This window comes from Propionicimonas sp. (genome assembly GCF_034927565.1).
In the GTDB taxonomy this organism is placed as follows: Bacteria; Actinomycetota; Actinomycetes; order Propionibacteriales; family Propionibacteriaceae; genus Propionicimonas.
The window spans coordinates 15,218-30,182 of record NZ_JAYFPT010000055.1 but is presented as its reverse complement, the minus strand read 5'-3'; the positions used below and the strand labels follow the sequence as shown (position 1 = coordinate 30,182).

Genomic DNA, 14,965 nt, shown 5'->3' with positions numbered 1-14,965 from the left:
GACGCCGCCAGCCTCGACCTGGCGGCCCATCACCGGTCAGGCGCGCCCTACCGGATCCCCCGGAACCCGAACCGGAAGACCAGTTCCTCGCCGGCGGGCAGCAGATACTCCGGATGGGTGCGGGCACCCCAGGACTGGTCGCCGCCAACCCCCCGCCGCATCAGCGCCGGGCGCAGGACAGTGCGCTGAATCGGGGGCAGGTCGACCGGGTGCAGGGCGTTCTCCACCTCGAACGGCGTCCACGGCAGGGCTGAGAACTCCATCGGGTCCGGGCTGTCGAACCGCAGCCCGGCACCGGAGTCGTCGGTGACGCTCGCCCAGCGCACACCGGTGTGGTTGCCGGCCTCCTGGGGACGGACGTACGGCGTCAGCTGACTCCAGACGTCACCCTCGTACACTCCCAGCCGGGCACCTCCGCGCCGGTCCAGGTAGCACTCCTCGGGCCCCTCGCCGTACCACCGCAGGTGGTGCAGGTCGGCGTCGGTGGCGAGCAGCAGGCCGAACTCGGGGGGATCGGACAGGCTGGTCTGAGGCCGCAGCGTCAGGGTCACCTCAACCCGGCCGTCGCCGTCCACCCGGTAGGCCAGGTCGCACTCGCCCCCCGGCGTGGTGGGGAACCGGTAGCGGTAGCGCACCACCACGGCGTCCCCGTCGCGCTCGGCGACCGGGAAGCCGTCGGTCACCGAGGTGGCGTACCGGCTGGCCAGCAGCCACGGGCCGTCGATCGCTGGCATCCCCCAGCCTCGTTCGTTCGAGGTGGGAGCATGCCAGAAGTTCGGCTGTGGGATGCCGCGCAGCAGTTCGCGGCCGCCGTCCGGGGCACCGCCGTACCGGTAGGAGACCAGGCCGCCGTGCAGCCGTGAGAACAGCGCGCTGAAGCCGGGACCCCGCACCCCGATGTTGTGGATTCCGTCGACCAACTCCGCAGCAGCCGCCCCCGACCGCCGGACGGAGGCCCCGGCCACCGGGAACACGGCCTGCTCGAAGGCCACCTCGTGGCCGGCCGGCGCCCAGGCGGTTGCCGCCCGGAGCCGGAGCGAGACGTCCACCGTCACCTCGCCGGGGGTCTGCGGGAGTGCGAACGGCAGCCGGTACGTCCCGGTGGCACCGGGAACAACGGCGGTCTCCACCACCTGCTCCTCCAGCACCTCGCTCTCGCGGGCGAGCGTGACAACGCACTCGTAGACCGAGGAGTCGGTGAACAGCAGCCGGTTCTCCAGCTCGATCGCCTCGCGTCCGATCGTGATCCGGAACCCCTGGTAGAGGTGCCGCAGTTCTTGCAGGAACGGCTTGGGGGTGTGGTCGGCGAACAGGATGCCGTTGGCGCTGAAGTCGTAGTCGGTCGGCGCCTCGCCGCAGTCGCCGCCGTAGCCGAAGTACTCCTGGCCGTGCCGGTCGACCAGCGGGATCGCCTGGTCGGCGAAGTCCCAGATGAAACCACCCTGGAACAACGGGTCGCGGTAGGCCAGGTCGAGGTACCTGTCGACCGCACCGAAGGAGTTGCCCATCGCATGGGCGTACTCGCACATGATGAAGGGCTTGTCGCGGTGGGTCCGCAGGTACTCCTCCACGTCGGCGGCAGCGGTGTACATGTGGCTGACGACGTCCGTGGTCTGCGGGTAGCGCGGATCCCAGACCACACCCTCGTAGTGCACCGGACGGGTGTCCACCTGACGGAACCAGTCCGCCACTGCGAGGAGGTCGGCGCCACCGAAGGACTCGTTGCCGCAGGACCAGATCACGATGCTGGGGTGGTTCTTGTCGCGTTCCACCATGCTGCGCGCCCGGTCGAGCAGCACCGGCAACCACTCCGGACGGTCGCCGGGCACCACCTGGTCGGCGGTGATCCGCCCGCGCAGCAGCGCGTCCCACAGGCCGTGGGATTCCAGGTTCATCTCGTCGATGACGTACAGGCCGTACTGGTCGCACAGTTCGTAGAAGTAGCTGTTGTTCGGGTAGTGGCTGGTGCGCACCGCGTTGATGCCGGCCGCCTTCATCAGCCGGAGGTCGGCCTCGGTCCGCTCGGGGGTCATCACCCGGCCGTTCAGGCCGAACTCGTGGCGGTTCACCCCCTTGAAGACGACCCGCTGCCCATTCAGCTTCAGCACACCGTCCTCGATGCCGAACCGGCGCACCCCCACCCGCTGCGGGATGTACTCGGTGAGCCGGCCCTGTTCGTCCCTCACCTCGATGACCAGGTCGTACAGCTGGGGGTCCTCCGGGCTCCACAGCCGGGGGCTGGTCAGCCGCAGCGCCAGCCCGCCGTCGACCTCGGCCGTCAGCCCGACCCCGTCCAGCGTCGCCGACACGCTGCCGTCGCCCACCAGCCCGTACCGCACCCGTACCGTCGCCTCCGCGAGGTCGTCGGACACGGCAGTGGTGACGGCGACGTCCTCGACGTGCACCCGCGGCCGCCGGTACAGCACGACGTCGCGGAAGATCCCGGAGAACCGGTAGAAGTCCTGGTCCTCCAGCCACGAGCCGGCGGTCCAGGTGAACACCTGCGCGGCGAGCCGGTTCTCGCCCTCGACCAGGGCATCGGTCAGGTCGAACTCGCTGGGGGTGAAGGAGTCACCCGCATAACCGACGTAGCGACCGTTCAACCAGACCGCCACTGCGCTCTCGGCGCCCTGGAAGGAGACGCTGAGCCGCTCGCCGTGTGCCAGCGGGTGGTCGAGGGTGAACCGCCGGACGTAGCTGCCGACCGGGTTGAACCGTTGCGGCACCTGCCCGGGCCAGATCTCCTCCCAGCCGTCCCAGGGGTACTGGACGTTGGCGTACTGCGGCCGGCCGTAGCCCTGCAGTTGCAGGTGGGAGGGCACCGGGATGTCGTCCCAGCCCGAGCAGTCGAAGCCGGGCGCCTCGAAGCCCACCGGACGCAACGCCTGGTTGGGCGCGTAGTGGAACTTCCACACCCCGTTCAGGCACTGCTCGAAGCTGCTCTCTCCCGCCGCGGCCTCGGCCTGGTCGGCGAACCAGCGGTGGTCGGAGTGGGCCGCCAGGCGGTGGTCGGCGAAGAACTTCGGATCGGCGATCCGGTTGGGGTCGAAGGTCACTTGATGGCTCCTGTGATGCCGTTGGCGAAGCTGCGTTGCAGTGCGAGGAAGACGACCACGGCCGGTAGTGAGGCCAGGGTGACAGCCAGCATCAGCACTCCGTAGTCGGTGACGTAACCGGCCCGCATGTTCGAGATCAGCATCGGCATGGTCTGGTACTCGTTGCTGACCAGGATGACCCTGGGCCAGAGGAAATTGTTCCAGGCGGTCATGAAGGTGATCACCGCAGCGGCAGCGTAGGTGGACCTCATGGTCGGCAGGTAGATCCGCCAGAAGATGCCCACCTCACGGACGCCGTCGATCCGGGCCGCCTCGATGATCTCGTGCGGGAAGGAGCGGGACGCCTGCCGGAACAGCAGGATCAGGAAGGGGGTGGCGATCGCCGGCAGGACCACCGCGATCGTGGAGTTCACCAGCTTCATCTGGGCGAACATCTGGAACAGCGGGATCATGGTGGCGGCGAACGGGATCATCATCGCCAGCAGCAGGATGTTCATCACGACGTCCTTGCCACGGGAGTGGAAGATCTCGAAGCCGTAGCCGGCGATCGAGCAGAAGAACAGCGCCAGCACGGTGGTCACCACGGCGTTGACCGCCGAGTACCACATCGCCGAGCCGACGTCCTGGGAGCCCACCAGCGCTGACCAGTTCTCCAGCAGGTGAGTGCCCGGGAGCATCCGGGAGTCGAGGACGTCGGCGCTGCTGTTGGTCGCCGAGACCAGCATGAAGTAGAGCGGGAAGACCGACAGCAGGGCCGCGACCGCCAGGAACAGGTAGCCGGGGAGCTTGCGCAGCGTCCTAGTCACGCTTGTCACCCACCTTCATCTGGATGGCGGCGAGGACGGCGACCATGATCAGGATCGCGTAGGACAGTGCGGCGGCGTAGCCGAAGTTCGGGTTCTTCTGGAAGGAGAGCTCGTACAGGTAGTGCGACATCGTCATCGAGGTGTACGCCGGACCGCCCTGGGTGAGGTTCCAGGACTCGTCGAAGAGCTGGATGGTGCCGTTGGTGGACATGATCGCGGTCAGCAGGATCATCGGTTTGAGCTGCGGCACGGTGACGTACCAGAAGGTCTTGACCGGCCCGGCCCCGTCGATCCGGGCCGCCTCCAGGGTGGAATCGTCGATGTTCTGCAGGGCGGCCAGGTAGAAGACCATGTTGTAGCCGGTCCAGCGCCACAGCAGGCCGAGGATGATGACGAACCGGGCGGTGCCGGTCTGACCGAGCCAGTTCACCGGGGCGTCGACCAGGTGCAGGCCCAGCAGCAGGTCGTTGACCAGACCGTCGTTGGCGAACATCGTGCGGAAGACCAGCGAGTAGGAGACCAGCCCGACAGCGCAGGGCAGGAAGATCGCGGTGCGCCACAGTGCGCGGAACCGCAGGTTCTTGCTGTTCAGCAGGTTGGCCAGGATCAGGGCCATCACCAACATGATCGGCACCTGGATGATCAGGTAGATGAAGGTGTTCTGCAGGGTCAGCCGGAAGATCTCGTCGTCGAACAGCCGCTGGTAGTTCGACCACAGCGGTTCGGCGAAGCTGAGTCGCGAACCGCGTCCGGTCTTCAACGACAGGATGAAGGCCTGCACCATCGGATAGAAGTTCATCCAGGCGATCAGCAGCGCGGCCGGCAGCAGGAACACCCAGCCGGTGAGACTCCGGCGCCGCTCCAGGCTGTTGATCGAATCCCCTGCTGTTCGGCGGCCCGTGGGTTGCTGACCGGGTGGTTGTCGGCGGCGGGCCGAACGCCCGGCCGTCGGGGTGGCGGAGACTGACACGAGGGGTTCACCTTTCGTGCACGGATTGGTCGGGACGGGCAGTGCGGCCCGTGGCGGCGGCTTGGGGTGGGGACGGTGTCGCTGCCCCCACCCCAAGCCGGTCACTCACTGCATGGCGAACTCGACGTTCTTCTGCGCCTCTTCGAGAGCCGCGGCAGGGTCGGTGCCGTTGAGGATCTTCGTGATCGCCGCGCTCACCGCGTCGCGACCCTCGTAGTAGTAGGCACCGGTGTTGTTGCTCGGCACCTGGGCGGAGAACTCGATCACCTTGGCGAACACCGGCTGGCCGCCGAAGAACTCCTGCGGCTGCGCGTACACGGTGCTCTTGCCGGCCGGGATCCAGTTCGCGATCGCACCCGAGGACGGCAGGATCGTGTCGTAGAACTCGGTCGAGCCGGCGAAGGTGGACTTCAGGAAGTCGGCTGCCAGTTCGGCGTTCGCGTTGGCGCTGATCGCCCAGGAGGATCCGCCGTTGGCGGAGTAGTTGGTGGCTCCGGACACGCCGTCGAGCTTGGGCAGGTTGGTGATCTGCCACTTGCCGGCCTGGTCCTTGGCAGTCTGCACCGAGCCGAGGATCCAGACCCCGTTGATGGTGCCCGCGACATTGCCGTTGACGAAGGTGCCGACGTACTCGTCCCACGAGTTGACCTCGGTGAGCACCTTGGAGGTCACCAGCTGGGAGTAGACGTCAATCGCCTTCAGCAGCGCGTCATTGCCCACGATGGTCGGCTTGCCCTCAGCGTCGAACAGGCTGGCGCCGGCGCTCTGCAGGATCATCATGATCAGGTCGGAGGAGCCCGCCTGCCCACTCAGCAGCGGCTTGCCGGTCTTGGCCAGGACATCGGAACCCTTGGTGATGAACTCACTCCAGGTGATGTCGGTGAAGTCGTCGACGGTGTAGCCGGCCTCGGCCAGGACATCGGTGCGCAGCGCGGTGACGGCGGTGCCGTTGTCGAACGGCAGCCCGTAGTTCACCTGGTCCACCACCGAGTAGTCGACCACCGCCTGCGGGAACTGGCTGAAGTCGATCCCTGACGTGGAGTAGTCAGTGAACAGGTCCGGGTAGTTGATCACGTTCTTCTGGTAGGCGTTGTTCTGCATCAGGAAGATGTCGGGCAGCTGGTCGGTCTGCCCGGACTGGGCCAGGGTGGTCAGCTTGGTCTGCAGATCGTCCCAGGGGGTTTCGACCACGTTGATCTCAAAGCCGGGATGGTCCTTGGCGTAGATCTTCGCGGCCTCGTTCAGCGCGTAGATGTTGAAGGTCGGATCCCATGCCCAGGCGGTGAGCTTGCCACCGCCCGACCCAGCGTCCGTCGTTGCGGCCGTCGATCCGCCCTCCGGCGGAGTCGTGGCGGTGTTCCCGCCCCCGCACGCCGCCAGCGTGATGCTGAGCGGCACCACCGCTGCGAGCGCGAGGAGTTTCCTTGCCTTGTTCATTGACAACCCTTCCGGTAGTCGCTCACCGAACTGCGGGTCGGTGCTGTCCCGGGAGGCCGCCGCGCCTCCAGACGCCGGTCCTGGTGGGGAGGGACGGCCCGTCCAGCCGGGCACAGGCTGCCCGACTGGTGTTGAGCGATCACGTCCGTTCCTCTCTGAACCAAATGTTGACGTAAACATAACAGTGCCGAGGCGTCGTGTCATCAGGAAAAGATCACGCTCCCATAACGATCTTGGCGTCAGCACTGTCTCTGATTGATCGATGATGACGTGACCATAGGGCGCAATGCCGCTAGCATCGGCATATGCCAACCGCGACCGGGCGGGGCCGGCGGCGGTCCGGCCCCTCGATAGAAGATGTCGCGAGGCTTGCGGGCGTCTCCGCCCAGACCGTGTCCCGGGTCTCAACCGGGTCGGACGCCGTCCGTCCGGCCACCAGGGCACGGGTGCAGGCCGCGATGGACCAACTGGGCTACTCGCCCAACCGGGCGGCCCGGGCACTGCGCAACGGCTCCTTCGGCACCATCGGCCTGCTCGCCTACCGGTTCGAGCGTACCGGCGAGGCGTTGACGACAGAGGCGGTGGTGGAGGTCGCCGAGGCGGCCGGCTACTCGGTCACGCTGCTGCGGGTCCAGGCTCCCGAGTCGGCCAACTGGGAACACGCCATGGTGCGGCTCTCCCACCTGGCGATCGACGGGCTGGTGATCATCCGGGCCGAGACCGCCACCCCCGATTCCCTGGCGCTGCCGGCCGGTCTTCCGGTGGCGGTGTCCGACTCCCGCCTGGTGGGCTACTACCCGGGCGTCGTCGCCGATCAGGTCCAGGGCAGCCGCTCCGCGATGAGCCACCTGCTCGGTCTGGGCCACCGCACCATCCACCACCTCGCAGGGCCGGCGGACTCCGACCCTGCCGCACTGCGATCGGTGACCTGGCAGCGCTGCCTGGACGAGGCCGGCATCCCGACCCCGCCGTTGTGGCGGGGCGACTGGACGGCCAGGTCGGGCTACCAGCTCGGCCAGCAGATCGCCCAGGATCCGGATGTCACGGCGGTCTACTGCGCCAACGACGAGATGGCCTTCGGCCTGCTGCGGGCGCTCCACGAGCGTGGTCGCCGGGTACCCGAGGAGGTGTCGGTGGTCGGCTTCGACGGGATCGCCCTGAGCGAGTACGCCTCCCCGCCGCTGACCACTGTCAAACAGGACTTCCACCGGATCGGCGACGAGCTGGTCAGGCTCGTGCTGGGCCAGCTGAAGTCGAAGTCGACCCCGTCCCGGGAGCGGGTGATGGTCCCCACCGAACTGCTGGTGCGCGGGACGACAGCACCGCCGGCCCGCTGACCCGGCAACGGCCGTCAGGGCACGAGCGGAGGGAGACGCCGCAGGTGGCGGCTCCTGGGCGGGTGCTCAGTCCGGGGAAGTGCGGTCGTCCAGGGTCTGGATCTTGTCGCGCAACCGTCCCATCCGGTGGTCGAGCTGGTCGGCGATCCGGGCGGCCTCGTCGAGTTCTGCCATCAGCGACGGCGGCAGCTCCTCGCGGTACTTGTAGAACAACTTGTGCTCGACGCTGGCCCAGAAGTCCATCGCGATGGTCCGGATCTGGATCTCGACATAGACCAGCTCGGTGTGGTCGGAGAGGAAGACCGGCACCTGCACGATCAGGTGCAGTGAGCGATACCCGTTCGGCTTGGGGTGGGCGATGTAGTCCTTGGTCTGCACCAGGGTGACGTCCGGCTGCTTGATGAGCATGGACGCGATCCAGTAGACGTCCGAGACGAAGCTGCAGGTGATCCGGATGCCGGCAATGTCACGGACCCGCTCCCGGATCGCCGGGATGCTCAGTTCGCACCCGGTGCGCACCACCTTGGTCAGCAGGCTCTCGGGAGACTTCAGCCGGGTGCGGACGTGTTCGATCGGACTGTAGGAGTGGGTGTTCTCGAACTCCTGGCGCAGGATGTTGATCTTGGTGGAGATCTCCTCGATCCCGAACTGGTAGTACAGCCGGAAGCGCGAGAAGCCGGTCATCAACTCACGGAACTCCGCGGCGGCGTCCTCGACCTGGTCCGGTGCGATCTCGACCTCGTTCGGACCTGCCCGCAGCAGTTGGGAGAACACGGCATCCGCGATCCCGAGATCACCGCGGCCCGGCTCTGCCGGCACCCCCATCGTGGCCCCCTTTCCTGACCGTCACCCGCCGCATGGCGCGTGCTGTTTCGATAGTAGTCAGCCTCCGGCCGCAGCTTCGTGCAAGGCCGATGGGGAGGATTCGGGGAAGCCCCGCGTCACAGACCTGAGCCGGCCCCGGTTGGCCGCCCGTGCCACACAGCGAGACCGGCGGCCTGCCGGAGGGTGAATTCCGGGGTGATCTGAGCCGCTACCAGGCAAGTCGCGCCGCCGTGAACCTTACTGTGGCCGCGAGAGCGGCCGGATTCGGCCGCTCTCCGCACGTGGCTGACAGCCCACGTGCGACCACATGGCGCGCGCCACCCGTCGCTGACCAGACCGGGTGCCATCGCGCGCGACCCGAGGAAAGCCGCGAGGTAGTCGAAGGTGAAGAGCATCCGGGCAGGACGGAACCATCAGCAGGGTACCCCTCAGCAGGCGTCCCGCCGGAGTGGAGCCCACCGGCGTGGGACCCTGCGGCGCAAGCTGACCGGCGCCCTCGCGCTGGTGGCGCTGGTGTGCTCACAGTTCCTCGCCGTGGCCTCCCCGGCGGCGGCCGTGCTGGGTGACCAGGGAGCCGTGACGCTGGCCAAGACCGTCGAGGGCGCGGAGTCGGTGACCGTCGGGCTGACGGACTCCTTCCTGTACCAGTTCCGCGTCGGCTGCGACGACAACGACTGCATCGGTGTCCAGCTGACCGACCAGCTCCCTGCCGCGTTCGAAGGCTTCACCATCGACCACCTGTCGGTGGCCCCGGCCTCCGCCGGCACCGCCTCCCTCACCGGCTGCTCTGTCGGCGGCACGGTCACCGACGACTGCCAGCTGACTACCGATTTCACCACCAAGCTGGGCACGCTGGACGGCAGTGACGTGGTCGGCATCCCGGCCGGAACCACCTACCGGGTCGACCTCAGGCTGGTGGTACCCGGCAACCTCCCGGCGAGTTGGCCCTCCAACGGCGTCCCGGTCGACAACACCGCCCAGGCCACCGCCGACAATGCCGACACGGTCGAGGACAGCGCCACCGTGACGGTCGAGATTCCCGTCACCGTCGACGTCGAGGCCTCGAAGAAGTGGTCGCCCGCCACCCAGCAGTACGAGCCCGGGGCCTCCTCCGCCATCACCGTCGGCGCGAAGAACACCTCGAACGTGCCTGCCGCCACCCTGGTCGTGACCGATGCCCCCGGAGCCACCGCCAATGCCACCGGGCTCGACGCCGACAACCCGTTCAGCTACGTCGACTTCGGCGGACTGTGCTCCCCGTCCACCCTGCCCGCCGGCGCTGACAAGGTGCGGGTCGACCTGTACGTGAAGGACGGCGGCAGCTGGAACTGGGTGAACGGCACCGCGGCTGCCACCGCGTCCCTGCCGGACGTCGGCACCGCCGAGGTCGGCGGCATCCGTTTCACCTACACCTCGGACGAGGGCGCGACCATCCAGCCTGGCGGCACCGCCGCCGCCCAGTGCGTGACGGTCACCCAGCGCGCCACCAACCGCACCACGGGTGCCACCCTGCTCACCGGCGCGACCGCCCAGAACACGGTCTCCGCAACCCTCACCGTGCCCGACCAGGATCCGGCCACCGACACCGCTGACGCCTCGCTGGTGATCGGCCCGCTGACCATCAAGGTCACCCCGGGCAAGACCATCACACCGTCCGTCATCCCGGCGGGCGGCACCGTGCAGGTCAACCTGTCGGCGAAGAACGACTCCAACGGCCCGCTGACCAGCCTCACCATCACCGAGCCCTCGGCTTCGGATGCCGACGGCTTCCTCTCCGCCCAGCTGACCCCCGCCGGCTTCAGCTCGTGGACCTGGCCCGAGGGGGCGACCGGGGCCAGCTTCACCTGGCACTTCGCCGATGCACCGGACGCGACGGTGAGCCTCACCGAGGCCGACGGCGCGCCGAGCGTGCCCGCGTCCGGGACGATCACCGGCTTCGAGGTCACCTGGACCGGGGAGATCAAGGCCGGCCAGAGCGCCGGCATGGTCCTCAACGTCGCAACGAAGTCGGACATGGTCGCCGTAGGCACCGACTATGTCACCCGCGACAACGTGGTCGGCGTCTCCGGCACCAACCCTGCCGGGACCGACACCGGAACCGCCACCGATGACGTCCGGATCTACTACCCGAAGGTCGGACTGGCCATCGACAAGACCCTCAAGCCGGCGCTGGTCACCCCGGGCGGCACCGTGCTGTCGGAGTTGACAACGACGACCGCCACCGACTCGGCACGAGTCAACCCCACCGAGATCGTGGTCGAGGACGTCTGGGACGGCACCGGCGCCACCGACTTCTGGGACGCCTTCCGGGCGCGTGAGATCAGCTACGTTCAGGTGCCCTCCGGCGCGTCGTTGAAGGTCGAGTACGCCACCGGCAACCCCGGTGCGCAGACCTGGACCACCCTGACCGGCGGCACCCTGGCCAGTGGCCTGTACAGCGCCGACCTGGTCGCCCTGCTCGGAGCGTCGACCGCCGACTCGATCACCGGGCTGCGGTTCACCTTCACCGACCCCGACGGCTTCTCTCAGGGCACGATCGTCAAGCCGAACATCGTCTACCAGGCTTCTGCCACCCTGCGTACCGGGGGCTCGACCGCACCCGTGCTGAATACCGCCTCCAGCTATGACAATGTCGGCATCGCCAACGGCACCGGCAAGGCCGGCGAGCTCACCGTGACGGCGGACGAGGTGAAGGACGCCGCCGCGACCAGCGTGATCGACTACGGCTCCGGCCCCGGCACGCTGCTGGCCCAGAAGCGCTGGGTGCAGTCGAACTGGTCGACTGACCTGACCATGCTGCCCTCGCAGTCCGGCTCGGCCGCGTACACCACCCACAGCTGGGGGGTGACGGTGCCGGGTTACACCTCCGTGGTGTTGTCCGACGCCCTGCCGGGCCAGGAGACCACCCCTGCCTCGACCACCTTCCAGGCCTTCAACCTGACCGCCATCCGCGCGATCACCTTCACCCAGGATCCGCTGCTGCAGTGGGACAAGGTCGACACCGTCGAGCTCTACAACGCGACCGCCGGCGCCTGGCAGACGGTGTCTGCCCCGGCCGGCTCCTGGATGTCCGCCACCGGATTCAAGGGCTACACCCTGACCGCCGCGCAGCAGGAATCCACCACCGGCGTGCGGATCACGGTCGTACCGAATGATGCGGCACGTACCGCCAGCACCGCCCCCGGCCGTCCGGCGGCCGGGACGGGAGTCGCCTGGTCGGCGGCCTCGCGTCCGCTGTGGCTGCAATGGCAGCTGCGCAACAGCCTGCGTGCTCCGGCCACCGGCTGGGCGACCGCGCAGGTGACCTACAACGAGGCTGCCGCCGGAACCGTTCGCAACGACTTCCGGGTCGCCACCACCGGCACCGTCTACACCCGCGATGCCTCCGACACGATCTCCCTGCTCGACAACCTCCCCGGCGTCGGCACCGCCAAGGTCGCATCGGCGGAGTCGGTGGTCGTGCCCTACCCCGGTGACGTCGCCCAGGCCGACTACCCGACGGTGAGGTTCACCGTCAACGCCTGGAACACCGTCACCGCACGTGCCTCCTACCTGCGGGTCTCCGATCCGTCCAGCACGATCACCCCCGCCACCGCCTGGAACCCGGATGTGTTCACCACCGCCAGCTACGACCCGGCGAACAACCCGTTCGAGAAGTTCACGCTCACCGGCATCGGTTTCACCACCTTGTCGATGATCGACCGGGACGCCTCGAAGGTCGCGCTGTGGCGCTACGACGCCGGCGCCACGAGCGTCGACGTGGTCACCGTGAACCAGGCGGCGGCACTGACCGCGTCCGAGCTGGCCGACGTGGTGGGGGTGTCGGTGGTCTACCAGTCCACTGACCCGGCCACCACCGGCGGCCTCATCCCGCAGGGCAGCAGCACGGCCAACCTGCTCACCATGACCCTCGACACCCAACTGCGCGCCACGCTGCGTTCCACCGGCGCCAACATCACCGGTGGCGTCGACGTCGACAACCTGGCGACCGCCCAGTCCTACGACCCGATCCTCGGCCCCGCCAGTGCTCCGAATGCCGCCGGACGCGACGGCGTCGCCCTGCTGAGTGCCGGACTCGATGTGACCGCCTCGAAGTCGCTCTCGCCGGACGCCATCCTCCAGACCGCGCCCAGCGTCCCCGTCACCGTCACCCTGGGTGCCACGGACGGAACGTCCACCGCCGCCGCGGAATCGGCGACCATCGCCGACACCGATGCCGAGTTCTGGGACGCCTTCGCGTTCACCTCGCTCGGCAGCGTCACCCGCCCGCAGGGTGCCGACCTGGTGCGCGTCGACGTGCAACTGGACGACAGCAGCACATGGGTCACCGGCACCGCCGCGGCCACCGCTGCCCTCCCCGGCTCGGTGACCGACACCGAACAGATCACCGGCATCCGCTTCGTCTTCCTCAACGCGGACGGCCGGCCGTTCTCGGCAACCGCACCGTCCCGCGACTGGTCGGCGACAGCGGTGTTCACCGTCACCCTGCGCGAGGGCGCAACCTTCCCGTCGGTGATCGACAACACGGTGACCACGCAGGCCACCCACACGGGCTACCCGGACGCCGGGGCCACCGCCGACGACTCGGTGACCCTGTCGACCGGAACTCCCCGGATCGCCGTCGCCAAGGATCCGCAGGTGACCCCGAAGGTGGTCGAACCGGGCGTCTCGGTGCCCTGGACCCTCACCTTCACCAACGCAGGCACCTCCTACCTGCATGTGAACACCCTCGTCGACTCGCTCGGCCCGTGGCTGCGCTACGACGGCTCCGAGCCGACCTACGCCAGCAGTGGCAGCCTTCCGGAAACCGGCATCGCAGTCACCCAGACCGCTGCTGACAACATCACCTTCACCTTCCCCGACGGCGCCGTCATGGCGCCGGGGGACTCGTTCACGGCCACCGTCGGGATCATCCTGGTGCCCGGCCTGGCCGCGAACCAGCGGGCCACGAACAGCTTCTACGTGGACACCGACGAGACCTTCACCGCCGGGAACTGTGTGAACACCTCCGGCAACGCCCAGGGCATCTTGTCTGGCCTGGAGGCGAACCAGTGCGGCACGTCCAACTTCGTGAACCCGCAGTCGGGGCCACTGCTGTTCGGCGAGAAGGAGGTCCGCGGGGAGATCGACGGTGACCTGGTCGACGGCGCGAGCAATGTGACCAACGCGAGCCTGCCCTGCACCGGCGACGAGGGTGCCTTCTTCCGCACCACCTGCGTGCCGTACACCACCATCGGCGCGACCGACGAATGGCGGATCGGTGCGGCCAACACCGGAACCGTGGCCTACTCGACGCTGACCCTGGTCGACGTCCTGCCGACGCCCGGTGACCGCCTGCTGGCGACCGGCGCCTCCCGGGGATCGGCCTGGCGGCCGGTTCTCGACGTCGACTTCGGCGTCCAGTCGACGGTGGTCTCGAGCTTCGCGAACGACGGGCTGCCAGCGGGTACCACGACGACCGTCGAGGTGACCACGGCCGACCATGCCTGTCTCGGTGACGGTTCGGGTTCGGCCTGGCCGTCCGACCCGACCTGTTCCAGCCACCCGGCGGCCGGCGACTGGCAGGCGCTGGCCTCCTACACCGGGGATGCGGCGGACATCACCGCGCTCCGGGTCACTCTGGACTTTGCCGGCACTGCCGACCATGCCCTGCTCCCGGGCGGTAGCGTCCACTTCGTCTACCGGACCACCAATGTGCCCTGGCAGGAGGGTGACACCCCGACAGCCGAGGCCGTGAAGGCAGGTCTCCAGCCTGCCAAGACTCCCATCGCGTGGAACCAGACCGGAGTCTCGGCTACCTTGGCCACCACCGGTGCGACGATCAGCCGGGCACCGCAGAAAACGGGTGTCCAGCTCGTCGCGGGTGCGCTGGCAGTCCACAAGACGGTCAGCGGGGACGACACCTCCTCGGCTCCCGCGTCCGTCACGGCCGACCTGAGCTGTACCGTGCCGGACGGTGCGGGCGGCAGCGTCCCGGTCGATCTCGATTCCTGGGCAACCCTGACGGTTCCCACCAACGGAACCGCCCGGCTGGATGGCGTCCCGCTCGGCGCGACCTGCTCGGTGGCCGAGTCCGGGACGGTGGGCGAGTTCGGGGAGGCGGCCCGTACTCCGGCCGGCTCGCAGCAGGTGTTCATCGGAACGGTCACCGCTGCCGGCGACGATGTCCCCGCGGCGCAGGTTGTGAGCTTCGACAACCGCTATGACGCCGAGGTTCCGCCGTCCCCCACGCCGACCCCGACCCCAACCCCCACCCCCACGCCGACGCCGACTCCCACGCCGACGCCGACGCCAGTCCCGACACCGACTCCGACGACGACGCCCGGGAACCCGGATGACTCCGGCGACTCCGAGTTGAGCTTCACCGGTGCTGCGGGCGTTCTGGGGCTCGCCGGACTGGCCGGCGTCCTGGTGTTGGGCGGGACCGCGCTGGTCACCGGGTCGCGGCGACGACACCACAGCTGAGCCGTCAGGGCGTGGGGGCTGGTTCCGGTCCCCACGCCCGGGACATCCGGGCGGAAGCCCTATGCTGAC

General features: G+C 68.5%; 7 protein-coding genes. 2 read left to right on the top strand and 5 right to left on the bottom strand.

Annotated features, from left to right (window positions below; translation table 11 throughout):
- Positions 1-47 precede the first annotated feature (47 nt).
- The 4 genes from VB080_RS11145 to VB080_RS11130 all read right to left on the bottom strand — a co-directional run bounded on the left by VB080_RS11145 (position 48) and on the right by VB080_RS11130 (position 6,269).
- The gene (locus tag VB080_RS11145; RefSeq protein ID WP_323418520.1) at positions 48-3,056 is read right to left on the bottom strand and encodes a glycoside hydrolase family 2 TIM barrel-domain containing protein; all 3,009 of its coding nucleotides are present in this window, start codon (positions 3,054-3,056) and stop codon (positions 48-50) included.
- Positions 3,053-3,862 carry a carbohydrate ABC transporter permease gene (locus VB080_RS11140; RefSeq protein WP_323418519.1) on the bottom strand — a complete coding sequence of 270 codons (810 nt, stop codon included), beginning with the start codon at positions 3,860-3,862 and terminating at the stop codon, positions 3,053-3,055. The genes VB080_RS11145 and VB080_RS11140 overlap by 4 nt, the downstream gene beginning before the upstream one ends.
- On the bottom strand, positions 3,855-4,832 hold the full coding sequence (locus tag VB080_RS11135; RefSeq protein ID WP_323418518.1) for a sugar ABC transporter permease: 978 nt from the start codon (positions 4,830-4,832) through the stop codon (positions 3,855-3,857). The genes VB080_RS11140 and VB080_RS11135 overlap by 8 nt, the downstream gene beginning before the upstream one ends.
- 105 nt (positions 4,833-4,937) lie before the next feature.
- Positions 4,938-6,269 (bottom strand): ABC transporter substrate-binding protein, encoded by a 1,332-nt coding sequence (locus tag VB080_RS11130; protein ID WP_323418517.1) that lies wholly within the window; start codon positions 6,267-6,269, stop codon positions 4,938-4,940.
- 305 nt (positions 6,270-6,574) lie between these two features.
- On the opposite strand from VB080_RS11130, the gene VB080_RS11125 reads away from it, so the two are divergent.
- Positions 6,575-7,606: a LacI family DNA-binding transcriptional regulator gene (locus tag VB080_RS11125; protein WP_323418516.1), complete on the top strand. Its 1,032-nt coding sequence runs from the start codon at positions 6,575-6,577 to the stop codon at positions 7,604-7,606.
- A 66-nt stretch (positions 7,607-7,672) separates the two neighbouring features.
- Here the strand turns inward: VB080_RS11125 and VB080_RS11120 are convergent, their stop codons facing one another.
- Positions 7,673-8,431 carry a GTP pyrophosphokinase family protein gene (locus VB080_RS11120; RefSeq protein WP_323418515.1) on the bottom strand — a complete coding sequence of 253 codons (759 nt, stop codon included), beginning with the start codon at positions 8,429-8,431 and terminating at the stop codon, positions 7,673-7,675.
- Between the two features lie 384 nt (positions 8,432-8,815).
- On the opposite strand from VB080_RS11120, the gene VB080_RS11115 reads away from it, so the two are divergent.
- Complete coding sequence (locus VB080_RS11115) at positions 8,816-14,896, top strand: hypothetical protein (RefSeq protein ID WP_323418514.1); 6,081 nt, start codon at positions 8,816-8,818, stop codon at positions 14,894-14,896.
- The last annotated feature ends 69 nt before the right edge of the window (positions 14,897-14,965 follow it).

Coding starts and splice junctions, on each gene's coding strand:
- VB080_RS11130 (WP_323418517.1), bottom strand. CDS start 6,269: ATGAACAAGGCAAGGAAACTCCTCGCGCTCGCAGCGGTGGTGCCGCTC.
- VB080_RS11125 (WP_323418516.1), top strand. CDS start 6,575: ATGCCAACCGCGACCGGGCGGGGCCGGCGGCGGTCCGGCCCCTCGATA.
- VB080_RS11120 (WP_323418515.1), bottom strand. CDS start 8,431: ATGGGGGTGCCGGCAGAGCCGGGCCGCGGTGATCTCGGGATCGCGGAT.